This window comes from Companilactobacillus futsaii JCM 17355, from assembly GCF_001435505.1.
GTDB lineage: Bacteria > Bacillota > Bacilli > Lactobacillales > Lactobacillaceae > Companilactobacillus > Companilactobacillus futsaii.
Window position 1 is genome coordinate 1 of the sequence record NZ_AZDO01000017.1, and the last position, 22803, is coordinate 22803.

General features: G+C 35.3%; 21 protein-coding genes, 1 CRISPR repeat array and 1 riboswitch. Of the genes, 2 read left to right on the forward strand and 19 right to left on the reverse strand.

What is annotated here, in order from left to right; all coding sequences use genetic code 11:
• Positions 1 to 401: 401 nt before the first annotated feature.
• Both manA and FC88_RS02220 read right to left on the reverse strand, forming a co-directional pair.
• Positions 402 to 1370, reverse strand: a complete 969-nt coding sequence (gene manA / locus FC88_RS02215; RefSeq protein WP_057812344.1) for a mannose-6-phosphate isomerase, class I — start codon at positions 1368 to 1370, stop codon at positions 402 to 404.
• Between the two features lie 20 nt (positions 1371 to 1390).
• Positions 1391 to 2041: a redox-sensing transcriptional repressor Rex gene (locus FC88_RS02220; protein ID WP_057812345.1), complete on the reverse strand. Its 651-nt coding sequence runs from the start codon at positions 2039 to 2041 to the stop codon at positions 1391 to 1393.
• Positions 2042 to 2179: 138 nt separating this feature from the next.
• On the opposite strand from FC88_RS02220, the gene FC88_RS02225 reads away from it, so the two are divergent.
• A complete protein-coding gene (locus FC88_RS02225; RefSeq protein ID WP_057812347.1) occupies positions 2180 to 4093 on the forward strand; it encodes an ABC-F family ATP-binding cassette domain-containing protein in 1914 nt (637 codons plus the stop codon).
• A gap of 520 nt (positions 4094 to 4613) precedes the next feature.
• Entirely contained in the window at positions 4614 to 5459 is an 846-nt protein-coding gene (locus FC88_RS02230) for a DUF368 domain-containing protein (protein ID WP_057812349.1), read from the forward strand.
• Positions 5460 to 5488: 29 nt separating this feature from the next.
• On the opposite strand, the gene FC88_RS02235 is transcribed toward FC88_RS02230, so the two are convergent.
• The 17 genes from FC88_RS02235 to tmk form a co-directional block, all read right to left on the reverse strand.
• Positions 5489 to 6196 (reverse strand): hypothetical protein, encoded by a 708-nt coding sequence (locus tag FC88_RS02235; RefSeq protein ID WP_057812351.1) that lies wholly within the window; start codon positions 6194 to 6196, stop codon positions 5489 to 5491.
• Positions 6197 to 6339: 143 nt separating this feature from the next.
• On the reverse strand, positions 6340 to 7683 hold the full coding sequence (locus tag FC88_RS02240; RefSeq protein WP_057812353.1) for a PFL family protein: 1344 nt from the start codon (positions 7681 to 7683) through the stop codon (positions 6340 to 6342).
• 11 nt (positions 7684 to 7694) lie between these two features.
• Positions 7695 to 7961: an ACT domain-containing protein gene (locus FC88_RS02245; protein ID WP_057812355.1), complete on the reverse strand. Its 267-nt coding sequence runs from the start codon at positions 7959 to 7961 to the stop codon at positions 7695 to 7697.
• Positions 7962 to 8200: 239 nt separating this feature from the next.
• Positions 8201 to 9490: a CRISPR direct-repeat array (repeat unit 36 nt; unit sequence GTTTTACTATTTCTAGATTCTTTAAGGTACAAAAAC).
• Between the two features lie 27 nt (positions 9491 to 9517).
• The gene (locus FC88_RS02250) at positions 9518 to 10540 is read right to left on the reverse strand and encodes a P-loop NTPase family protein (RefSeq protein ID WP_057812356.1); all 1023 of its coding nucleotides are present in this window, start codon (positions 10538 to 10540) and stop codon (positions 9518 to 9520) included.
• The gene (gene cas2 / locus FC88_RS02255) at positions 10537 to 10863 is read right to left on the reverse strand and encodes a CRISPR-associated endonuclease Cas2 (protein ID WP_229239876.1); all 327 of its coding nucleotides are present in this window, start codon (positions 10861 to 10863) and stop codon (positions 10537 to 10539) included. The genes FC88_RS02250 and cas2 overlap by 4 nt, the downstream gene beginning before the upstream one ends.
• Complete coding sequence (gene cas1 / locus FC88_RS02260; protein WP_057812357.1) at positions 10857 to 11765, reverse strand: type II CRISPR-associated endonuclease Cas1; 909 nt, start codon at positions 11763 to 11765, stop codon at positions 10857 to 10859. Before cas1 ends, cas2 begins: the two co-directional genes overlap by 7 nt.
• Before the next feature lie 179 nt (positions 11766 to 11944).
• Positions 11945 to 15334 carry a type II CRISPR RNA-guided endonuclease Cas9 gene (cas9, locus tag FC88_RS02265; protein WP_057812359.1) on the reverse strand — a complete coding sequence of 1130 codons (3390 nt, stop codon included), beginning with the start codon at positions 15332 to 15334 and terminating at the stop codon, positions 11945 to 11947.
• A gap of 135 nt (positions 15335 to 15469) precedes the next feature.
• Positions 15470 to 16471, reverse strand: coding sequence for a tRNA (adenosine(37)-N6)-threonylcarbamoyltransferase complex transferase subunit TsaD (gene tsaD, locus FC88_RS02270; protein ID WP_057812382.1), 1002 nt, complete (start codon positions 16469 to 16471; stop codon positions 15470 to 15472).
• 32 nt (positions 16472 to 16503) lie between these two features.
• Positions 16504 to 17037 carry a ribosomal protein S18-alanine N-acetyltransferase gene (gene rimI, locus FC88_RS02275; protein ID WP_235526891.1) on the reverse strand — a complete coding sequence of 178 codons (534 nt, stop codon included), beginning with the start codon at positions 17035 to 17037 and terminating at the stop codon, positions 16504 to 16506.
• Positions 17021 to 17743: a tRNA (adenosine(37)-N6)-threonylcarbamoyltransferase complex dimerization subunit type 1 TsaB gene (tsaB, locus tag FC88_RS02280; RefSeq protein WP_057812364.1), complete on the reverse strand. Its 723-nt coding sequence runs from the start codon at positions 17741 to 17743 to the stop codon at positions 17021 to 17023. Before tsaB ends, rimI begins: the two co-directional genes overlap by 17 nt.
• Positions 17744 to 17809: 66 nt before the next feature.
• Positions 17810 to 18334, reverse strand: a complete 525-nt coding sequence (locus FC88_RS02285; RefSeq protein ID WP_057812366.1) for a folate family ECF transporter S component — start codon at positions 18332 to 18334, stop codon at positions 17810 to 17812.
• Positions 18335 to 18389: 55 nt separating this feature from the next.
• A riboswitch (THF riboswitch) is annotated at positions 18390 to 18484 on the reverse strand.
• A gap of 60 nt (positions 18485 to 18544) precedes the next feature.
• Complete coding sequence (locus FC88_RS02290; protein ID WP_057812368.1) at positions 18545 to 19288, reverse strand: acyl-[acyl-carrier-protein] thioesterase; 744 nt, start codon at positions 19286 to 19288, stop codon at positions 18545 to 18547.
• Between the two features lie 2 nt (positions 19289 to 19290).
• Entirely contained in the window at positions 19291 to 20160 is an 870-nt protein-coding gene (gene rsmI, locus FC88_RS02295) for a 16S rRNA (cytidine(1402)-2'-O)-methyltransferase (protein WP_057812370.1), read from the reverse strand.
• A gap of 14 nt (positions 20161 to 20174) precedes the next feature.
• A complete protein-coding gene (locus FC88_RS02300; RefSeq protein ID WP_057812372.1) occupies positions 20175 to 20534 on the reverse strand; it encodes an initiation control protein YabA in 360 nt (119 codons plus the stop codon).
• Between the two features lie 11 nt (positions 20535 to 20545).
• Complete coding sequence (locus tag FC88_RS02305; protein ID WP_057812374.1) at positions 20546 to 21499, reverse strand: DNA polymerase III subunit delta'; 954 nt, start codon at positions 21497 to 21499, stop codon at positions 20546 to 20548.
• A gap of 2 nt (positions 21500 to 21501) precedes the next feature.
• Positions 21502 to 21828 carry a cyclic-di-AMP receptor gene (locus FC88_RS02310; RefSeq protein ID WP_057812376.1) on the reverse strand — a complete coding sequence of 109 codons (327 nt, stop codon included), beginning with the start codon at positions 21826 to 21828 and terminating at the stop codon, positions 21502 to 21504.
• A 3-nt stretch (positions 21829 to 21831) separates the two neighbouring features.
• Entirely contained in the window at positions 21832 to 22482 is a 651-nt protein-coding gene (gene tmk / locus FC88_RS02315; RefSeq protein WP_057812378.1) for a dTMP kinase, read from the reverse strand.
• Positions 22483 to 22803: the final 321 nt, after the last annotated feature.

Here is a 22803-nt window from a genome sequence, read left to right on the forward strand (position 1 = left end):
GAGTTAACATTTTTATACTATTTTGAAATGTCAACTATATAAGGATTATCGCAGAATGCTGCCGGCACTATTTTGAACTTTTGCATGGCCCCAAAGACGCAAAATCTCAAAACTAGGCCTTTTTGTAAGTGCTAAAGCACTAACAAAAAATTTGGCGGCTGAGCCATCACAGAACTTGTGCTCCAGACTAGAGTTCAATTTCTATTTTGATAGAATTAGACACATACTTTGTTAATAACTTCTCTATTTTCTTGTACCTATCCATAAAAAAGAGGATATTCCTAGAACCACAGCAATATACTGCAATTCCAATAATATCCTCTATTAATTTTCTGAAGTAATTTATATAAAGATAGAAATCACTATCTAGTCAGTGCCGAACGGAAGACGGCAGTTTAAACCTAGTTTTCACCAGATTCTGAAGCGATGATATCCAAATCACCTGACAAAGTCCACTCGTCAATTGTTGCAGGAACAATCAAGTGTGTACCTTTCTTCAAGTCATAATCTTTACCATCAGCAGTGATCTTACCTTCACCACTTAGAACTGAGATCAATGTGTACTTACCAATTTGGTGATGTAATTGAGCAGGTTCTTTGATTTCCCAGTGATAAACTGAGAAGAATGGTGAAATTGGTGGTTGAACGAAGGTTGTAAACTTGTTCTTACCAACTTCTTTAAATTGAATATCTAGTTTTGGATCTTTGTGAGGTACTGTGATCGTATCCTCTGATTGTTTGATATGAAGATCACGTTTCTTACCAGTAGTCTTGTCAACACGGTCATAATCATACAAACGATAAGTTGTATCACTACTTTGTTGTGTTTCTAAGACCATGATACCTTTATTCAAAGCATGAACTGTACCACTTGGTACGTAGTAGAATTCACCTTTCTTAACAGGAACTTTTCTTAATAAGTGATCCCAGTCGCCTGATTCGATCATTTGGTCGAGTTCAGCTTTATTCTTAGCATTGTGACCATAAATCAAATATGAACCTGGTTCGGCATCGATAACGTACCAGCATTCAGTCTTACCCAATTCGTGTTCGTGCTTTTCAGCATATTCATTGTCAGGATGAACTTGAACTGATAGGCTAGCATTTGCATCCAAAATCTTAGTTAGAAGTGGAAATACTTTGCCTTTAGGATTGCCAAATAATTCTTTGTGGTCATTCCATAGATCTGCAAGGATTTGACCAGCAAATTCGCCATTTACGACTTGTTCTTTACCATGTGGATGTCCCGAAATTGCCCAGCATTCACCAATTGTTCCATCAGGAATGTCGTAGCCAAATTCTGTTTCTAATTTTCTTCCACCCCAGAGTTTCTCATGAAAGACTGGTTTTAAAAATAATGGTTCACTCATAAAAAAATTCCCCCAAAAATTTATTCTATTTCTTCAGTCGTTGACTTGTCACGATCCAAGAAGAAGATCAACGTTTGCAATTCGTTTGCCAAATCAACATAGTGCACACGAATACTGCTTGGCACGTTGATGATGACTGGTGTAAAATTCAAGATTCCACGAACACCAGCATCAGCTAACAAGTCAGCCGTTGTTTGCGCAGCGTTTGAAGAAACTGTCAAAATGCAGACGTCGATCTGTTGTAAGTGAAGTTGTTCCTTTAGTTCACTAATATCATAAACTGGAACACCACTTTTGACTGTACCGACAATTTCTTTATTAATATCAAAAGCTGCCGCAATTCGAACATTATTTGTCCGAGAAAAGTTATAATTTAGTAAGGCGTTACCTAAATTACCGACCCCAACTAAAGCGACGTTGGTACGTTTATCTTGATTCAATAGCTTCTTAAAGAATGCTACTAAATCGTTTACATCGTAGCCATAACCACGTTTGCCGAGTGCTCCTAGATATGAAAAGTCACGTCTAATTGTAGCACTATCGATCTTAACCCCTTCTGATAATTCACCAGAGGAGATTTTTTTTGTACCCTCATCTTTTAGAAATTGGAAGTAACGATAATAAATTGGTAAACGCTTTATTGTTGCGTTTGGAACTGTTGTTTTTGTCATAATTTACCACCATATGTGTGTCATTTCACTAACATTTATACTAAATAAAAATCACAAAAAACGCAACACGTTAAACCTATAAAGACATAAATTATTAATTAATGATAAAATTGTGAATATGATAAAGGAGCAATCAACTTGATTTTATTACAAGCACAAAACATTACCAAAAATTTTGGAACTAAGAAACTTTTTTCAAATGTCAGTTTCGAAATCCAAGACAATAGTCGCATCGGCCTCGTTGGTCGCAATGGTGTAGGAAAATCTACCCTATTAAAAATCATCTCTGACCAGGAGAGCTATAACAGTGGCAATATTGCGCTCAAAAAAGATACTAATATTGGCTACTTAGCTCAAGACTCAGGATTAAATAACGATAATAAGATTTTCGATGAATTGGAACACGTCTTTGATTACCTCAAAGCTCAGGAAAAAAAGATGCGCGCTTTGGAAGAAAAATTGGCCAATCCGAATGTCGACAACTATGACGATATTTTGAAGCAATACGACCAACTCCAAAATACTTTCCGTCAAGAAAATGGCTACAGCTATCAATCTGAAATCCGAAGTGTCCTCAAGGGGTTCGGCTTTGATGAAGATGTTTGGCAAGACAAGATCTCGACCCTATCTGGTGGTGAAAGATCACGTTTGGCAATGGCTAAGATGCTTTTGGAACATCATGATATCTTATTATTGGATGAACCAACTAACCATTTGGATATCAATACTGTTGAATGGTTAGAAAACTATCTTAAAGGCTACAAGGGCGCCTTAGTTATCATCTCCCATGATCAGTACTTCCTGGACAAAGTCGTCAATGAAATCGTCGAAATCAATCAACACTCTTCTACTCACTACTCTGGCAACTATACTTTCTACTTACAAGAAAAGAAGAAGAATCAAGAAGTTGCTTGGAAACATTATGAAGAACAACAAGCTGAGATCAAACGGACCGAAGAGTACATTCAGAAAAATATCGTCCGTGCTTCAACTACTAAGATGGCTCAAAGTCGTCGTAAAAAGCTCGAACACATGGATGTCTTAGACCGCCCCGGTAGTGATCAAGGTTCAGTTCACTTCTCATTTGAAATTGACAAAGAAAGTGGTAATGACGTGCTTTTGGTTAAAGATGCCGCTATTGGCTACGATGACCACATAATGTCTGAACCTATCAATTTGGATGTTAAAAAAGGCGAACGCGTTGGTATCATCGGACCTAATGGTATCGGTAAATCAACTTTCTTGAAATCAATTCTAGGAAAAATTCCAATGATCAAAGGAACTTCTCAATTTGGTGCTAACGTTCAGATCGGTTACTATGACCAGAATTTAAAGGGACTCGATCCTAAAAAAGACGTCTTGCATGAAATCTGGGATCTCTACCCTAGACTCGATGAACAAATTATCCGTAAAAAATTAGGAGCCTTCTTGTTCAGTGGCGATGACGTTCTAAAACCTGTAGCTGGATTATCCGGTGGTGAAAAAGCCCGTTTGACTTTGACCAAATTATCTATGGAACATGATAACTTCTTAATCATGGATGAGCCTACTAACCACTTGGATATCGACAGTAAGGAAGTTCTTGAAGATGCTCTAAAAGAATTCCCTGGAACAGTTCTCTTCGTATCCCATGACCGTTACCTTTTGAACACTTTAGCCAATCGCATCGTTGATATCGGTGAGCACGGTAGCAAAATTTATCTTGGTGACTACGACTACTATGTTGAAAAAACTTCTGATACACCAGTAGTCGAAGAAACTAAAAAAGCTCCAACCGTCAGTGAAAAGAAGATGGAATATCAAAAATCTAAAGAACAACAAAAGCAAGAACGTAAATTACGTCGTCAAGTTGAAGATTTAGAAAATCAAATCGCTGAACTAGAAGAAAAGAATGCAGCCATTCAAAAAGAAATGACTAAAGATGAAAACTTAACTTCTTACAGTAAGTTGGCTGATTTACAAAAAGAACTCGATGAAAACAAAGCTAAACAAGACGAAATCGAAGAAGAATGGACTAATAAATCGATTGAATTGGAAGATTTTAATAGTTAGTTTGTTTTTTCTTTCCGTCGTCCGTTCGGCACTGGAAAACGCTGGAACGCAGTGGCCACAACTTGGAGCCTTTGCTAAGACCAAAATCGGGCAAAGTCTTCAAGCTCGACCTTTCACTAGGCAATAAATTGCCAAGTGAAATTTCACAACTGAGCATTTTCCAGAACCTCACTCCCGACTAAATAGTGATTTATATAAATTACTTCAGAAAATTAATAGAAGATATTATTAGAATTGCAGTACATTGCTGCAAGTTTAGTAATATCTTCTTTTTTATGTAGTGCTACAAAAAAACAGAGTTGTTATTTAGAAAGTATGTGTCTAATTCTATTCAAGTAGAGATTGAAATCTAGTCGGTAGCAAAAGCCCTGTGATGGCTCAGCCACCGACAGCCGTTCCAGCCAATCACAGGGCTTTTGCGGACGACGGCATATTTTACCCACTTAACGATTTCTATTGCCTATTACCTAGAAATTTGATAACTTTGATTAAACGAAATTAAAAAAAGAGGTACTTAACAATAAAACGAGATAATTTCTTAATTAGATTTTTTAAAGGTGTCGTCATCGCTTTGGGATTTATTTTGCCAGGAGTTTCTGGTGGTGTATTAGCTGCTATCATGGGAATTTATGAGAGATTGCTGAGTTTCATGGCCCACGTCAGACAAAACTTCAAGCGAGATTTCTTATACTTTTTACCTATTGGTATCGGTGGCATCGTCGGAATTGGGGTACTTTCTAAGCCTTTAGAATACTTATTAGCTCATTATCAAATGATTGTGCTTTGGGGGTTTGCGGGGACTATTATCGGGACGTTACCTACTTTGATCAAAGAATCTACTTCCCGAACTAATCGTGACAAAGTCGATATTATTTGGTTCTTCTCAATGTTTATCGGTGGTGGATTGTTTCTATTCTTCATGAGTGAAATTTTTGGAACGATTCCGGCTAACTTTTTAGGATTTATAATTGCTGGAGCTTTGATTGCTTTGGGTGTCTTGGTGCCGGGATTGAGTCCTTCCAACTTATTGATAATCTTAGGTTTATACACGCCGATGCTTCAAGGATTCAAGAGTTTTGACCCATTAGTCTTCATTCCAATTGCTATTGGGGGAATCATCTCTATTTTGACCTTCTCGAAAGCTATGGAAAGTCTGATCAAGCATCATCATTCCCGGGTTTATCATTTCATTCTCGGTATCGTTTTAGCTAGTACTGTTTTGATTTTAATCCCTAGTCCCTACTCGACTGAAAGTATTTCTTATGTTGGTGTCACTGGATTAGATTGGATTTTAAGCATTGCTTTCTTTGTTCTGGGATGTCTGTTGGCATTGTGGATGAGTAATTTAGAAGAAAAATACAAGTAAAAAATAACGCTGAGATTAATTTCTCGGCGTTATTTTTGTAAGTATTCTTTTTTGATGCGGTAAGACGTGGTCATCCGGTCATCTTGAATTGTTTGAATCGATTGTGAATATTGATGTTCAAAAGTTATGTTGTTACCTGCTTTTAAAGTTTCAATTCCTAATAAATCTTGATAATGCAAAACTTGTCTCATAGTGAATTGGTCGCCTGACAATAGACCTAGGATTGGAAAATCGAGCGTCTCTTGTTCAATGTAGTGCAAGACATTTGAGAAAGTGACTTCGGGGTTCAACTTGGGATTGGCTGCATAATCAGTCACAGCATAATTTTTAAATTGATAATCATTTGTTTCAATTAGACCATTACCAAACGGCAAAGACCATTTTTGGGTTCTTTGATCTAATTTTACTCGATGCCACGATTCATCACAACATGAAGAAAATTCATCGCGTGTGGATTCAAATACTACCGCAACATAATGGTAAACCTTAGTTTCATTTTCATTGTAAACAGTCAAAAATGGCAAAAAAACGTGACTTGCTTTAATTTTAAAGTAAGGGAAATTAAGTCGTTGTGCTAAGTCATCAGCAATGTCTGCCAAAGAGTCATTAGGATTGTGATACTCGTATTCTGGCAGGCCAAAGCCCGGTGTTATTCTACTGCTGGAATTCATATAAATACCATCAGTTTGATCATCATACTTCAAAACCACGTATGAAACTTTTGTTTTAGTTTTCATTAATACACCTCCCCTATTTTGTACCATATTTGAAGAATTTTTTTAAGTTATTTGTTTAAATATTCTCTACAATTGCATTATAGTTCCAAAAAAATATCTATGGCAATAAAAAAATACCGGTAACTAGACCGATATTTTCTGAATTAATTTTTAAATGAATGAATTGGTGCCGGAATGCGACCACCACGATGAATGAAATCAGCTGGCGAATTAGTATTAACTGCCATCACAGGAGCTTTTCCAAACAAGCCACCAAACTCAACTTCATCACCGACTTTTTTACCAGTGGCAGGAATAATTCTAACCGCCGTCGTCTTGTTATTAATGACTCCAATAGCGGCTTCATCGGCAATCATTCCACTGATAGTTTCGGCAGTCGTGTCACCAGGAATAGCGATCATGTCCAAACCAACTGAACAAACAGCTGTCATGGCTTCAAGTTTTTCAATATTCAAATGACCACCAGTTACGGCACGGATCATTTCAGCATCTTCAGAAACAGGGATAAAAGCACCCGACAAACCACCAACGTGCTCACAAGCCATAACGCCACCCTTTTTAACTGCGTCATTTAACAAAGCTAACGCAGCAGTCGTTCCAGGAGCTCCGACACTTTCCAAACCAATTTCTTCAAGGATTTCAGCCACAGAATCACCTTCATTAGGCGTTGGAGCAAGTGACAAGTCCACGATACCAAATGGTACTCCTAAAGACTTAGAAGCCACATTACCGACGAATTGGCCCATTCTAGTTACCTTGAAGGTCGTTTTCTTAATAGTTTCAGAAACAACGTCAATTGGTTGACCCTTAACTTTTTCCAAAGCATTCTTAACAACGCCGGGACCACTGATACCAACATTAATCACACAGTCAGCTTCACCAACACCGTGGAAAGCTCCAGCCATGAATGGATTATCTTCAACCGCATTGGCAAAGACAACTAAACTCATACAATTTACTGGATCAACTTTGGCAAGGTCTTTGATGACTGTACCCATTTTTTGAACAGCATCCAAGTTGATTCCAGAACGTGTTGAACCGACATTGACTGAGCCACAGACACGACTGGTTTCGGTCAAAGCTTGTGGCAATGAGTTGATCAATTTGATATCACCAGATTGATAACCTTTTTGAACGAGGGCTGAGAAACCACCGATCAAGTCAACACCTAAGTCTGTCGCTGCTTGGTCCATAGTTTTAGCAAATTCCACGTAATCTTTATCATCAGAAGCGGCCGCAATCAGAGAAATTGGCGTTACTGAAATACGCTTGTTGACGATGGGAATGCCATATTCAGCTTGAATCTGGTTGGCTACTTTGACTAAGTCTTTAGCTTTAGTAGTCAATTTATTGTAAATTTTTTGACGAGCTTTTTTACCATCACTGTCGATACAGTCAAACAGAGAAATTCCCATGGTAATCGTTCTAATATCCAGCTTTTCTTCAGAGACCATCTGGATCGTTTCTAAAATCGAATTAGTTTCCATCATTGATCCCCCTAGAGTTTTTGAATCGCATCAAAAATTTCTTGACGTTGAATGCGAATATCCAAGCCCGTTTCTTGACCAAGACTAGCCAACTCTTTTTGAACCGTGTCAAACTGAGTTGAGTTATCAAGTGTTACCATCATCATCATTGTAAAATTCTCGTGCATCAAAGTTTGTGAAATATCAATAATATTAACGTTCAATTCAGCCAACTTAGTTGAAACTTTAGCCACGATACCAACGTGATCATGACCAATTACTGTCAAAATTGCCTTCATAGTGATCCCTCTTCCTTGGAAAGTTTTGAGATAATCATAAACGAGAATATTAATTTGGTCAATAGGTATTTATGGTTAAAGTTAAGATTAATTAAAAATTATGTAATATTATTAATCTGAATGACACTTTTTCAAAACAAAAAGACTAGATTCCACCTGATCTAGTCTTTTTTGGTTTTGCTATTTTGGATTCCTTTGAATACAAAAACGCCGATTGTAGGCAGAGCCAAAGGTCTTTGATTTTACTATTTCTAGATTCTTTAAGGTACAAAAACAGATGATAATGGTGAACAGCGTTCTGGCGTGTTTTACTATTTCTAGATTTTTTAAGGTACAAAAACATATTTTTGAACGTAAAGAACTTTGTCTTTGTTTTACTATTTCTAGATTCTTTAAGGTACAAAAACTTTGAGTCGCATTCATCAAGTTTGGTATCCGTTTTACTATTTCTAGATTCTTTAAGGTACAAAAACAGATTTACCAGAAGTTTGGACTTACGATAAGTTTTACTATTTCTAGATTCTTTAAGGTACAAAAACGACTCCAAGGCGCCACTTCAGGTACTAATAGTTTTACTATTTCTAGATTCTTTAAGGTACAAAAACAACGGCTGATGGATATCCTCAATACATAATGTTTTACTATTTCTAGATTCTTTAAGGTACAAAAACATAGTGGAATTAGTTCATTTTCGCCAACTTGTTTTACTATTTCTAGATTCTTTAAGGTACAAAAACATGAGACAACGAACATTGGCGCCAAAGCTAGTTTTACTATTTCTAGATTCTTTAAGGTACAAAAACTTGGGACATCGAACACCCGCCATGACAGCAGTTTTACTATTTCTAGATTCTTTAAGGTACAAAAACTTAGTTCCGGCACTTGTAGCGCTAGTCAAAGTTTTACTATTTCTAGATTCTTTAAGGTACAAAAACTTTGAGTCGCATTCATCAAGTTTGGTATCCGTTTTACTATTTCTAGATTCTTTAAGGTACAAAAACAGTAGCTGCAACACTATTACCAGTTTGATAGTTTTACTATTTCTAGATTCTTTAAGGTACAAAAACACATTCTAAGAATAATGTACACCTATCCTTGTTTTACTATTTCTAGATTCTTTAAGGTACAAAAACAAACAGCGTTCAGCCTTAGAGCCACGTGCGGTTTTACTATTTCTAGATTCTTTAAGGTACAAAAACTTAGATTGGTTCCACGGCGCATTAAGGCTTGTTTTACTATTTCTAGATTCTTTAAGGTACAAAAACGATACTTGCCATACTGTTACTTCCTTACTAGTTTTACTATTTCTAGATTCTTTAAGGTACAAAAACAAGTTCTGTAGCCATGTTTAACCTCCTTTTGTTTTACTATTTCTAGATTCTTTAAGGTACAAAAACAGGCCGGCTTCAGTAAGACTGCTTATGCAAGTTTTACTATTTCTAGATTCTTTAAGGTACAAAAACTCTGTCCTCCGCAACTTGTTGCTCAGCAATGTTTTACTATTTCTAGATTCTTTAAGGTACAAAAACCTCAAATTCAAAATTTTAATTCGTCAATTAATTTTCCAAAAATTTGGTTTCTGCACCTGTCAGTGATTGATATCTTAGTTCGTACGACGTCTCATACCCTAAAATATCGTTCACTACTTTTAATAATACCAAATCCTTGGCCGAAATAAACACTTTTTCCTTACTTCCTACAAATGAAACAACACGTTTCAACGAATCAGTAATTTCATTTTCTGACATACCAAATTCATTTGGATAACGTAGCCCAATTGATTTTGTCAATTCATCAATTGGTAATAATTGATGAAATTCATCGGCTGCTATTACTACATTATCTATTTCACTTGAATCAAGTGGAACGTTATTTAAATTATTGCCTAAGTAAATTAACTTCAAATCAGAATTTGTCATCAGCTCTTTAACTTTGATTAGTAATAATTCAATGTATTTTGGAGAAATAAAACTATCCAAATTATAAAGTATCAACCAAACTGGTAACCCCGTATTTTCTAATCGAAATTTCAAAAAATTCAAAAATTCATCAAGCAATAATTCAGTATCCATAAATTCCAACGGATAATCCATTTCTTTTTCCTTATAACCCATAAACAACTTGGCTTTAAGTAAATCTGCATAAGAGAAATTCAAAAACTCACTTTGAAGGTTATTAGAATAATCGTCCAATTGTTGCTGTAATAAAATCTCTATTCTCAAAAGTTCATCATTTAATTGTTCAATCGAACGATCAATCTCTAAATCATTTTCAAAGCTATTCAAGAAATCGAATAGTAATGTATCTTTCTTATAAAGCATTTGTTGGTAGATGCTTTCTCGGTTATGAATAAAAAATGGCAAAGTGTTTTTGACTGAAACGGCTTCATCGTCACAAGTAATCTCAATTTTGTTTTCTCCATAAACACTAGTTGTCAGTTTTGGATCTTTGTTGAAATAATAATACAAACTACGAAAAACTTGCCAAATTTTTTGACGATTTTCTCCTGTAATACAGATTTCATCTTCAAAATCCAATTCTAAAAATTTTTGATTTTCTAATTCAATATTTAAAATCATATAATCACCAATTCCTTATTGCCGACTATAGTTTCCTGGTTACTTCTAGATCCAACCAAAATTTGCATATCATTGAACTGTTTTTCACTAACCGAGACCAATCTTACCTCACCATGCATAGGCAAAAATCTTTTAATAGCTGTTTCATAACGTTTCCCAGCAGCACGATTCTGTACTGCACGATAATAGACAGAATATTGCAACATTGTAAAACCATTTCTCAACAGTTCTTTTCGAAATATACGATATTGACGGCGTTCCTGCGGAGTATCAACAGGTAAATCAAACAAACATAACATTCTCATATTTTGATATTTCAACATTCCTCTCCCACAAAATTATTTAATTTAACTTTTATAACTAAGCTAGGATCAATTTCATCAATAGCACTGATAAAACTTTGAACATATTCTTGCATCGAATTATCAATTGTCATTTTTTTATTATTGATTTTTATCTTTTGATTCATAAACTCAATAATCTTCAATCTCGATTCATAACTCAAATATTCTTTATCATCAATCACATTTTCATTGACCCAATAATCCATCAATGGTCGATAAGGTTCCATCAAATCATCCACTAAATTAAAGCTGTTAAATTCATTCCGATGAAATATTCCAAGCATTGTTACCAATCCATTACCAACCACGATACGAGCCATACAAGAACGCAAAATTGCATAGCCAAAATTCATTGCTGCATTAATCAAGCAATCATCATCCCTGGTGAAACTCTTACCATATAAAGAATCAAAATAAACTTTAGCCACATGTCCTTCACGATTAGTCGTGTCACCAACTTGTAAATCATTAATCAAATCTTCCATTAATTCTAAACGTTCAGCTTCAACCCCACTATATTGGGCAAATGCAAGTTGATTATTCATTTTTTGTCCTATTACTTCTTGCCAAATAATTCCTTTTTGTTCATCACTCCAAGTTGATTGCTTAATCACTCGTTTAGAGTAGTGGTGGTACTGACCGTAGGGTAAATAAATCCCTACGGGTAAATACTTATCATCACAAATTACCAGTCCAACATTATTTTGACTCATTCGTGACATGAGTTTAGTCGATAACATTGTTCGATTACCTTCTAAAACTACCATTGTAATATCAGAAAGTGGAATAAAGACTTTATTATCTTGTTTCATGACCTCTAAATTATCTAAGCGAAGTCGTAGAACATCTCCTTCCTTGATATGAACAATTCTCCAAGCCATAAACATTCCTCCAAATTTTTTATAAAAAAAACCACCTATTAATTAAAATAGGTGGTAAATTCGGAATAAATCCTTATTTTTGTAGATCTTAAAGAATCTAGAAATAGTAAAACTTAACCGTACGTGCGCACATACGCATAAGGCGTCCCTTACAACTAAATAATATCACATCTATCTAGTTAATCAAGGATATCTTTTGGATTATCGGATTCTTTTTCTAAGTAGTATGGATCTCCTAGAATAGTCGTATTTACTTTCCAAATCTTACAATCTTTTGGCACTAATCGTTTCAATATTTGTGTTTTTGCATGCCCATATACTGGCCAATCATCATCTTCCGTCACAAATTTAAAAATTGGCTTTAATTCTGCATACTTTTTATTAGAAAAATTCCTTGACCAGAATAATAATTCCACTGATTCACCAGTTTTCATATTTTGAATCCTGACTCTATCTTTACGATATAAACTAAACATAAACTCAGATTTTTCCGATACTTCCTCATTTTTCTTAATTTCCAAATACTTATCTTTCTTAATTCCATATCCCACATTCTTATTGAACTTCAGATCAGAATACTTAATTCCCATAATCTCATATTCACCAGTTTCATGATTCAAATAAACATCGGTTCTCCAAGGTTTCAACGATTGAAGGATAACGTGTTTACCATTGGCATTAGCTGGTGTGATATCAATATGTGAACCGAGCTTCTTATCAAGATACTTAAGTTGTTTAATGGCTGGTCCATTACCCTTCTTAGAATATTTCTTAATCATTCCATGGTATCTTCGATACATTTCAAATGGACTTACATCCACGGCCTTGACCTTTCCATTTGTTTGTACTTTTTCAACTTTATCTGGACAGTCGCTTATGATTCTTTCTAACTCGGAGAAAGTTCTAGGATCATACTTATACAATAAGAACTTAGACTTATCTTTATCATAAACTTTCTTAAACTTCTTAAAGCCATCGACACTATAAATATCTTTCACTTTAGCTACGATATACTCAGCATCTTTTTTATCTTTAGCTAATTTACCAGTTCGAGTTGAATAAATTGTCGCATCACTTACTTTACGATTCATCTTTTTATCAACTTGGTGTGAGAATTTAATTCGATCATCTGCATTCATGATTTCAGAAACAAAACCATTATAAGGTTCCTCATACATCACTTTATCGAATTTTTTATCGTCCAAAATCTCGCCAGTTTCAATATCGATTGATTCTTCACCAACCTTAACTGGGAAAATTGTGCCACCTTTTTTCCACATTCTCAAAAACGGAGTAGCTGCAATAATTGAGGCATCAATCGCATGGTGATGGAAAGTTTCACGAGTTTTATCAATGTGCCAATGTTTACGCATGTTGGAGGTAAATTTACCACGAATAACTGTTACCTTAGTATCAGCTGATTTTTCATGGAAGAAATCTTGCAAGCTATTAAGTACTACTCGAGAAGAATATCTCGTATCAACTAAATTACGTGATAAGAATCTCTTTCTTGTCTCAATATCACTGACATTTTCTTCAAAGAGATAATTCTTACGTTTATTTCTGTCGAAGTTTTTATTATCTAAAACAGTAGCCTTAAATTTGTCATAACCTTGCCCATGACCTTCAAGCATGAATTCATAAGGTGTTTTTTGTCCTTTAACTTGATTCATCGAAGCAAAACACAAGGTCTTGTTATTGATACTATCGTCAAAAGAAATCGATTGTGGAATAATATGATCAATTTCAAATTTATCAGGATTATTGATTAAATCAGTAGCATCGATTGTTTCACCATTATATGGATCAATTTCTTGTTGTTGATACCACAGACGCATTTTCATTTGTAATTTACGGTTCTTACTCAAAGCTTCTTTTACTCTTTGTTCACTACCGACTGATTTAACAAAGGCCTCGAAAGCAGCATCTTTGGCCTTTTTATTTTTATTTTGAAATTCTTTAATGTTATCTTGTTCTTCTTTTAAGTTCTTATCACGTGGCATTTCAATAACTAAATAGTCAATGTGTCCGTATTTCTTCAGAACTGCATTAACAATTTTCAAAGCTTCACGAACTGATTTAGACGCAACTGGATTAAAGATATCCTTCGCAATTTCTTTGTAAGGCAAGTACTTGTTATTTTCAAAACGTTTCTTATCCTTTTTAACCAAACCCATTTCATTCAACAAAGTCATTTGTTCAACAGGACGTTCAAGCATCTCAGGCATCAATTTATTCATTGTCTTCAATGAGAAACGATGCCATTTATTATTAGTTTTAATTTCAAAACTATCTTTATTATCAATAATCAATTGAATCAAATCATCATTCAAAAAATCAAATTCTGGGACTAATCGATTATTAAGTTGTTTTCTAATTTCACCATTCTCAGTATTTAAGGTCAAAATAAAGCTTAACTTATCGATAAACTCAACCGGCCAATCACTTATATCAACCCCTACCTTGAGTAAGTCCTTATGAACTTTACGGTAAACCGCCATTGAGCTGATTTCTGGTTTGTCCTTTTCGTTGACACGAAATCCCTTAATGTCCTCTTTTGAACAACCAGCAACTTTTTTAATAACATTTAACATATTTATCGTTGTCGTATTACTCTTTATTTCGGCAATGATTTTTTCTTTGTCTTCTTTAGTTAACTTACCGTCTTCATAACTCAAAATTCTTAGATTATTCAAGTCATTCAAAACATTAAACAATTGTGCAGTGTATGATGCAGCCGAAGCTCTTAACTCGTCAGGATATATTTTATCGTGACCGATTAGCTCTTCGAATAAATTATCCAAAGTTCGACCATCGGTTTTATAAATTCCATAATCAGTTCGTGATTTCTCATTACCTGGTCCAACAAAATAATCTCTTTTTCTAGTCAAAATTTTGCAATATTCTTTAGTAAACTCATCAGTCAAAATCTCTGGATAAAATTGTTTTTGAGTAGCAATGATTTGCTTAGCTTCTTTTTCATAGGCACTCGTTGGAAAGACATTTAATAATACTTTTTGATTATCAGGATCATCTCCAATAACTACTTGTCCTCTAACTTTGCCATAATCATTTAGACGTTGTAACTGAATTTGAGCGGGAGTTTTCTCAGCCAATTCTTGACTATTGATTTTTAAACTAGCTGAATAGTCAGTTCCACCTTCATCAGCATCGGCATCCTTTAAGGCATAGCTAATACCACGATGTTTGACAATCTGATACAAACTCTCAGCCAATTCTTTCTTAGTTAAGTGTTCAGTTAATCCCTTAACTCTTAATTCATAAGGATTCCAATTTTGATTGAAAGTATCATAAAAATTATCCTTGTTAAAATTGTCTAACAAGCCAAATTTTTGAAATAACTTACCAGTATCTTGGCGACGTTGTTTATTACGATTCAATAATCGTCTAGCACCACGCATACTACGGCGGTCTTGATTACCTTCAGCAACAGTTGCATTGAATAATCTAGAACCTAATTCGATGACTTTACCCTTGTCGATGTCCAAAACACTGAATCCAACCGAGGCCACACCAATATCTAAACCTAAACTGATTCTATCTGCCATTTCCTCACCCTCTGATTTTAAGAAATAATAAATTTAATCGTTAATTAAAATATATCACAATATTTTCCTAAATTCCGCATTACGATAAACAAAAAAAGACCCCACCGATAAAAACTTCGATAGCATCCCTATAAATTATTCCATATCAAAATCTAAACTAGGATCAGCGTTCAAATCCAATTCTGCAAAGTCACCCTTATCAAATTGAATCTGAGCCATAGCACCAATCATTGCGGCGTTATCACCACAAAGTCTTAATGGTGGAAAGACTAATTCCATATCCAGGTTCTTGTCCTCAATATCTTTTGCCAAACGTTTTCTCAAACCTTGATTAGCAGAAACTCCCCCACCAACGATCAATTGCTTAACTGGGTGTTGCTTTAGAGCACGGAAAGTCTTGTTACTCAAAATATCCAAAACAGCCCCTTGGAAACTGGCAGCGAGGTCATCTTTGTTCAATTCTTCATGAATTTGGTCAGCATGATGAACAGTGTTAATAAAAGCACTCTTCAAACCACTGAAACTGAAGTCCAGATTATCTTCTTGTACCATAGCACGTGGAAAATCAAAGGTATCTTTACCAACGGCAGCCATTTGGTCAACTTTTTTACCAGCTGGATAATTGATTCCAAGAACTCGACCAATCTTGTCATAAGCTTCCCCAACCGCATCGTCACGAGTATCACCAAGGGTCTTGAAAACTCCAGGAGCTGTAACTAATACTAATTCGGTGTGTCCACCAGAAACTAACAGTGACATAAATGGATATTGTAAATCAGTCACGAAATTAGCTGAGTAGATGTGTCCTGCTAAGTGGTTTACTTTGATTAAAGGAAGGTTATGAGCAAAAGCAACCGTCTTAGCTGCCATGATTCCTATCAACAAAGCACCGACTAAACCTGGTCCATAAGTAACAGCTACGGCATCTAAATCTTCATAATTAACTTTTGCTTCGTCCAAGGCTAAATTGATGCACTTAGTGATCTCTTCAACATGGTGACGACTGGCAACTTCTGGTACCACACCTCCAAAACGTTGGTGACTCTTAATTTGGGTCGCAATTATATTTGATAAAATTTCCTTACCATTTTTGATAACAGCGACACTAGTTTCATCACAGCTACTTTCAAATGACATTATTAATGTATCTTTTTTCACGGTAATCTCCCTTACAAATCAACCATCATTTCCAAAGCGTCGTGATGATTTCTAAAATAATACTTTTTATGAACGGTCTTCGTTTTGAAACCAAAGGCGTCATACAGTGCTAAAGCTGGCTTATTAGTAACGTCAACTTCTAATGACATCTTTTCAAAATTACGTTTTCGACAATAACTAAAAGCTTGATTCATTAACAAATGACCAATCCCCATATTTTGATAGTCTGAATGAACTGCCAAATTGGTAATGTGCGACTCACTCTTATCGCCCAAAGAAATGCCAATAAACGCCACTATCTTTTCTTGCAAAACTAATGACAAATACAAAGCATTCTTGTTATCGATCTCCATTTTGACAATATCGATAGGCCATGGAACTGGAATGGGATAAATGGTTTCTTGAATCTGCATGTATTGAATATCATCAGTCTGAACCGCTTTTCTCAAAGTAAACTTCTGATCTTCAATCGTTACGGTTTTTTCTTCAAAATCAAATTTCGGAGTTTTATTACTAGTAAATAAACTCTTAAACTTCTTCAACATAGGAAACATTGCCGTCATCCTTATGTCCTTTAGCATACCAATCATGTTCAGCTTGAGTTAAACGTAAATACGTTGGTACAAAATCGTCAATATTTTCAACTGGTTTCGTATTTTCAGCTAACTGAGCTAACTTGGATGCATCTGGCAATGAATTTTCACTCATAATAATTTTGGCATTAGGAAATTGATTTTGAATTAATTCCTGTAATCTTGGCGTTGCGTTGATAAATTCAAGTTGATCTTGATTGTAATCTTGTAATGACTCGAACAACTTAGCCATTGAAGTATGGTGGTCTTCAATAATATTTCTCAAATCATCCCGATTAACTTGGTAAACTCCAGCAAAGGCGTTGTCATTTCTAGCATCCATCAATGGCACTAGGATGTGTGCTTTATCCCCGTTAGCTGCCAATAATTTCAAACTGGAAACTCCAACTAATTTCTTATTCAAGGTATCGGCCAAAACTTTGGCTACTGTCACAGCAATCCTGACTCCTGTATATGAACCTGGACCTTTTGCCACAGCAATTATATCCAAATCTTGAGCTGTTAAATCAGCTTTTTTAAGACAAGCCTGGATATCTGGTAAAAGTGTTACACTATGTGTCTTTTTTTCAGTAGATTCCATCTGTGCTAAAACCTTTCCATCACTAACTACTGCAACGGAGAGTGGTTTATTAGATGTATCAAATGCTAATATTTTCATGTTAATCCCTCATTCTTAATAGAACTTATTTTAACACAGAATAAAGCACAAAAAAAAATCGACCGCTTATTGGCCGATTTTATTAAATTTCGAATTATCAATCCATTTGAGGACGATATACAAAAGCCCTGTCTGGTAAACCAAACTGAATGCTTCCTTTGGTAGTCTAGTGATCAACAATGCTGGATATGGGACATTTGTCATCATGTGAATCCATATCGTATTCAATCCAGTATTGACAATTACTGTGATCAAAAGCACTGTCACCAAACTTCTCCAAACCGTTACTTTATGGTTGTAAAGCATGTAACCATAGATAGCACCAGCGACTAGAGCTGAGAAAGTGAATCCTAAGAAGAATCCACCACTGGATGGCATAACGACGTTACTGATAACATCAGCTAAGACGTTTGCCATGGCAGCTTTCACTGGGCCAAAATAATAACCTAATAATCCTATTGCAATGAAACTAAAGCCGACTTTCAAGGTATTGCTCCCGACGGAAAGCTTTGCTAATACCATTTGCATTGCAATCAACAATGCCATCCAAGTGACTTCTTGCACACTTATTACTGTACTTCTACTGTTCATAATCGACATCTCCTAGACGGAGCTGCCACCAGATATAGGCTTAAGACGTATATAAAGTGGCGAATGCGGAAACAAGATCGCGAGATAACTCTTTGTCCGGTGTTCACATTCCGTTCCACCAGCACTTAACGCCTTGAATCCTACTCCAAATTTTTAGTACTCGTCTATCATAGCACTTATTTTTCTGTAAACAAGTGTTTTGTTTGCAATTTACTTATTTTTCCAATTAAATCGAGCGATAACGTTCAGTACGTCACCGTTCTTAATCCAATGAATAGATTTATTGTTCGTATTATCAACTTTAGCATATGCGACTGGTTGACTCTTGATATTTAGTTCTTTGTCATATTTGATATCCATACTTGTTAGTTGATGACTACCAATAAAATCGATATCTAAAGTATCGACCATCCAATCGAAATAATATGAATTATTAACATGTTTATTAACATCGATATTGTAATAACCAATGTGTTGAGCTTGTTGAAAATCAAAATCATCCGGTACTTTGACACGGTTGAAGCGTTTGAGTTTGGTAGTTTCGACTGCTCCAAACAAATCATCCAATCTGTCAGCAGCACTAACGATTTTTCGTTGTTTGATATCAATCAAAACAAAGGCACTCGTAGCACTGACCATTCGATTACCCTTTTCATCATCGATCCAAAAATCACGATAGAAGAAATACTTATTATAACTAGTAGCTTGGGTTGTAATTTTGATCTTTTGACCAAGTCTTGGCATTTTATCAATATCCATGTGATATTGCACTACGACCCAACCTAACCCGTTATTTTTCACCATTTCGGTACTATCGATATCTGCTTGATGTAGCTGTTTTTCTGATGTCAATAACATTGCATCGACTAACGCTGATAACCGCATATCGCCGGTAAAGTTGACAAAATAATAAGGTACTTCCATCTCGATCGAAAAGGTTCTTTTTTCAGTCACGATTAATCTTCTCCAATTCCATGATACAAATTATAAACTGCTTGTTTCTTAAGACCGTTTTGTGCAGCCACTTCTTTGATAGCTTTGTTAGGCTTTAACCCTTGTGCTATCAACTTATCAACTGAACTTACTAAATCATCGTCTGACTCAACTTGGGTAACTTCTTCAGGCTTACCCGCAATGATCAACACGTATTCACCCTTAGGGTCATTTTCTTCATAATAAGCTGCTACTTGTTCCAAACTTCCACGTAAAAAGGCTTCGTGAATCTTTGTTAATTCTCGAGCCAAAGTAATCTGTCTGTCACCGCCAAAATTATCGATTAAATCCTGGATGGTCTTCTTAACTCGATAAGGTGATTCATAAACAATAGTTGTTTCCTCACGATCAGCTAAATTGCTTAAAGCTTGCGTTCTTTCTTTACCTTTTCGTGGTAAAAATCCATAAAAATAAAATGGTTGCGGACTGATTCCTGAAGCAATCAAAGCTGTGATGGAAGCAGTGGCTCCGGGTAATGGTACGACGGGAATACCTTTTTTAATTGCCGCTTTGACCAATTCTTTTCCTGGATCACTGATTGAGGGTGCTCCAGCATCACTAACTTGAGCAATTTTTAGTCCTTGATTCATTTTTTCTATTAATTCTGGAATACGTTGAGCGGTGTTATGTTCATGAAAACTTATTAATTCTGTTGGTATATCAAAATGATTTAATAAATTTTTAGTATTACGTGTATCTTCAGCAGCGACCAAATCGACGTCTTTTAAAGTGTTAACAGCTCGAAAAGTCATGTCTTCTAAATTACCAATTGGCGTTGGCACCAAAAAAAGGCAGCCCTTCGAATTATCAACAAAACTCCTTTGCTCCTTCATTCAAATAGCTCCCCTTATCTGTTCTTAATTGCTTTTTTCTTCTTATTGCTTCCATAAAGGACATTAGTACAGAAAATGCATTCTTCTTTGTCCTTACGATGGGTTCCATAAAATTGTTGACACACATGAAATCCTTTACGATATAAACTTTCTAGATTTAACCGCGAATAGGATAATTTGTTGCCATTAAAATCCTTATCTTCATAACCCATCTTTTCTAAATGCTTGCGAAGATTTTTGTTTTCAATCTTTAACTCTTCCTTTTCTTCAAGAGTCTTCGATAACTCTTCTTTAAGCAAAGAAACTTTTTTACTTATATCATTTAGTTGATCTGTGATTGTCTCAAATTCATCATATAAATCTTTCTCTGCCATAATTTCACCTACTAATCCACAAATTTTAATGACAAATCTTCTAAAATAGCTTGAAACGGAACATTACTTTTCCACATTTGTTGTGCTGTGAATAAATCATCTGACATATGGATAATTCGACCAATACTTTTATTCGACAAGATATCCACAGATGTTAATGTCGATTTTTCTAAATTGTACCTTATTGATAATATATCACTAAAAATTTGATTCAACATGTCGAAAAACAAATGTTGTTGATCTTTATTCTCTACTAATGGCATAATGTCAGTCTGTATGTCCACAAACGAATTTATTTTTTGTTTATTAATTTCTTTCAACCAATTCGTTATAACTGTGGTATATGCTTGAAATTTTTCACCGTCGATAGCTTCTAAATACTTAATATCAGTAATTTTTAAAGCACGTTTAGCTTGCTCTTCTTTGAATCCTAACTCAACCAATGCTGCAATTTCATCGTCATTACTTTGATTAGACAGATGAAAAATCTGTACACGTGATTGAATCGTTGGCAATAACTGTTTTGAAGATTCTGCTAATAAGATAATCATCAAATTACCCTCTGGCTCTTCAATTGTTTTCAACAAGTTATTGGCAGCTTGCACAGTCATTTTTTCTGCTTCATCAATGATCAAAATCCGACGTTTACCCTGAGTAGCGGCCATGTTAGCTTCTTTTTTGAAAAATTTAATATCATCAACACCGATACTTCTCTTATCAGTTTTAACTTCCAAAACATCAGGATTATCGCCTAAAGCAATCGTCTGACATTTTTGACAAGTTTGATCAGGTGCTCCATCAACTAAGTTATCACAAAATTGACTCTGTGCTAACCAAATTGCCATTTGTTGTCTAACTTTTGATGAAGCACTATCAATCAAATAAGCGTGTGACAACATATTGGAAGAAATAATTTTTTGAAACTCATGAACTACGCGCGGTTGTTCTTTTACTAAACTCTCCATTGTTAAAATCTCACGAATTTATCCACCGGTAAAACGAAGCAAGTTGCTCCACCGACTTGAACCTCAACTGGATCGGCCATACTTGAAGCAGCTTCAGGCATCAAGAATGTTGGTGTAACATATTGTGACCGTGTGTGACTAGTCTTCTTGATTACAGCCAAAGCATCATCAACTTGTTCTTCTTCAACACCAATCAAGAAAGTACAGTTTCCGGCTTTCAAAAAACCACCAGTTGATGGCAATTTAGTTGCTCGAAAATTAGCCTTTACTAAGTTTGATTCCAAGTGTTGACTATCTTTATCTTGAACGATTGCGACAATTAATTTCATAATTTATTTTCCTCCATTAAAAACATCGGGAAATCTTTTGATTATAACATCCAAAGCATCAGCAACGACTTTTTCCACGGGTTGACTTGCATCAACTGCCTTGATTCGATCAGGATTATTTTTAACGATTTCTATATATGAATCATAAACTCGTTGATGAAATGACAAAGCTTCTTTTTCCAAACGATCCATCGCACCCTCGTGGTCTTTTCTAATCCGACTAAGACCAACTTCTGGTGTAATGTTGAAGTAAACTGTCAAGTCAGGTAAATGCCCATCAATCGCAAAATCATTGATTTCGCCAACTTCTTTGGTTCCAATTTGACGGCCACCACCTTGATAAGCAATTGAACTATCAACAAAACGATCACTCAACATGACCTTACCCTCATCCAAGGCTGGCAAAACAGCATCAACTAAATGTTGACGTCTAGCTGCTGCATACAATAGGGCTTCTGTTCTAGGGTCCATTTCTTCATCATGAATATCCAAAATAATTTTTCGGATTTTTTCAGCAATGATACTGCCACCAGGTTCTCGAGAAAGAACGACTTCTTTATCAGTTCTCTCCTTCAAAAGTGGCAATAGCTTTTCAAGTGCAGTCGTTTTGCCCGCTCCGTCTGGTCCTTCAAATGATATAAATATTCCTGACATTATATAACCCCTTTTAAATGATTACTCTTATTTTACTTGAAAAACGAAATAAATGAAACTCATGGCAAGTTGTTATTTGACTTTGATTGAAGTTAAATGCCACCATCCACAAAGCCGCTACCCCGATTGAAAAACGTCATTTATTATTTATTTCAAATAAATCGAAGTCAAAAATAGCATTCATATTATTAGAATAAGTTCTTTTAAATAGAACTACATTCTATATATGAATGCTATTTGTCTTTTTCCATTAAAATATAAAGTTACTATCTAGTCCGGAATAGCAAAGAAAATTGGCTCAGTAGTGAAATTATTCTTAGC

Bases quoted from the DNA above. Each gene is read 5' to 3' on its own strand.
- manA (WP_057812344.1), bottom strand. From the start codon at position 1,370: ATGAGTGAACCATTATTTTTAAAACCAGTCTTTCATGAGAAACTCTGG.
- FC88_RS02220 (WP_057812345.1), bottom strand. From the start codon at position 2,041: ATGACAAAAACAACAGTTCCAAACGCAACAATAAAGCGTTTACCAATT.
- FC88_RS02235 (WP_057812351.1), bottom strand. From the start codon at position 6,196: ATGAAAACTAAAACAAAAGTTTCATACGTGGTTTTGAAGTATGATGAT.
- FC88_RS02240 (WP_057812353.1), bottom strand. From the start codon at position 7,683: ATGGAAACTAATTCGATTTTAGAAACGATCCAGATGGTCTCTGAAGAA.
- FC88_RS02245 (WP_057812355.1), bottom strand. From the start codon at position 7,961: ATGAAGGCAATTTTGACAGTAATTGGTCATGATCACGTTGGTATCGTG.
- FC88_RS02250 (WP_057812356.1), bottom strand. From the start codon at position 10,540: ATGATTTTAAATATTGAATTAGAAAATCAAAAATTTTTAGAATTGGAT.
- cas2 (WP_229239876.1), bottom strand. From the start codon at position 10,863: ATGTTGAAATATCAAAATATGAGAATGTTATGTTTGTTTGATTTACCT.
- cas1 (WP_057812357.1), bottom strand. From the start codon at position 11,765: ATGGCTTGGAGAATTGTTCATATCAAGGAAGGAGATGTTCTACGACTT.
- cas9 (WP_057812359.1), bottom strand. From the start codon at position 15,334: ATGGCAGATAGAATCAGTTTAGGTTTAGATATTGGTGTGGCCTCGGTT.
- tsaD (WP_057812382.1), bottom strand. From the start codon at position 16,471: ATGTCATTTGAAAGTAGCTGTGATGAAACTAGTGTCGCTGTTATCAAA.
- rimI (WP_235526891.1), bottom strand. From the start codon at position 17,037: ATGTTGAAGAAGTTTAAGAGTTTATTTACTAGTAATAAAACTCCGAAA.
- tsaB (WP_057812364.1), bottom strand. From the start codon at position 17,743: ATGAAAATATTAGCATTTGATACATCTAATAAACCACTCTCCGTTGCA.
- FC88_RS02285 (WP_057812366.1), bottom strand. From the start codon at position 18,334: ATGAACAGTAGAAGTACAGTAATAAGTGTGCAAGAAGTCACTTGGATG.
- rsmI (WP_057812370.1), bottom strand. From the start codon at position 20,160: ATGAAGGAGCAAAGGAGTTTTGTTGATAATTCGAAGGGCTGCCTTTTT.
- FC88_RS02300 (WP_057812372.1), bottom strand. From the start codon at position 20,534: ATGGCAGAGAAAGATTTATATGATGAATTTGAGACAATCACAGATCAA.
- FC88_RS02305 (WP_057812374.1), bottom strand. From the start codon at position 21,499: ATGGAGAGTTTAGTAAAAGAACAACCGCGCGTAGTTCATGAGTTTCAA.
- FC88_RS02310 (WP_057812376.1), bottom strand. From the start codon at position 21,828: ATGAAATTAATTGTCGCAATCGTTCAAGATAAAGATAGTCAACACTTG.
- tmk (WP_057812378.1), bottom strand. From the start codon at position 22,482: ATGTCAGGAATATTTATATCATTTGAAGGACCAGACGGAGCGGGCAAA.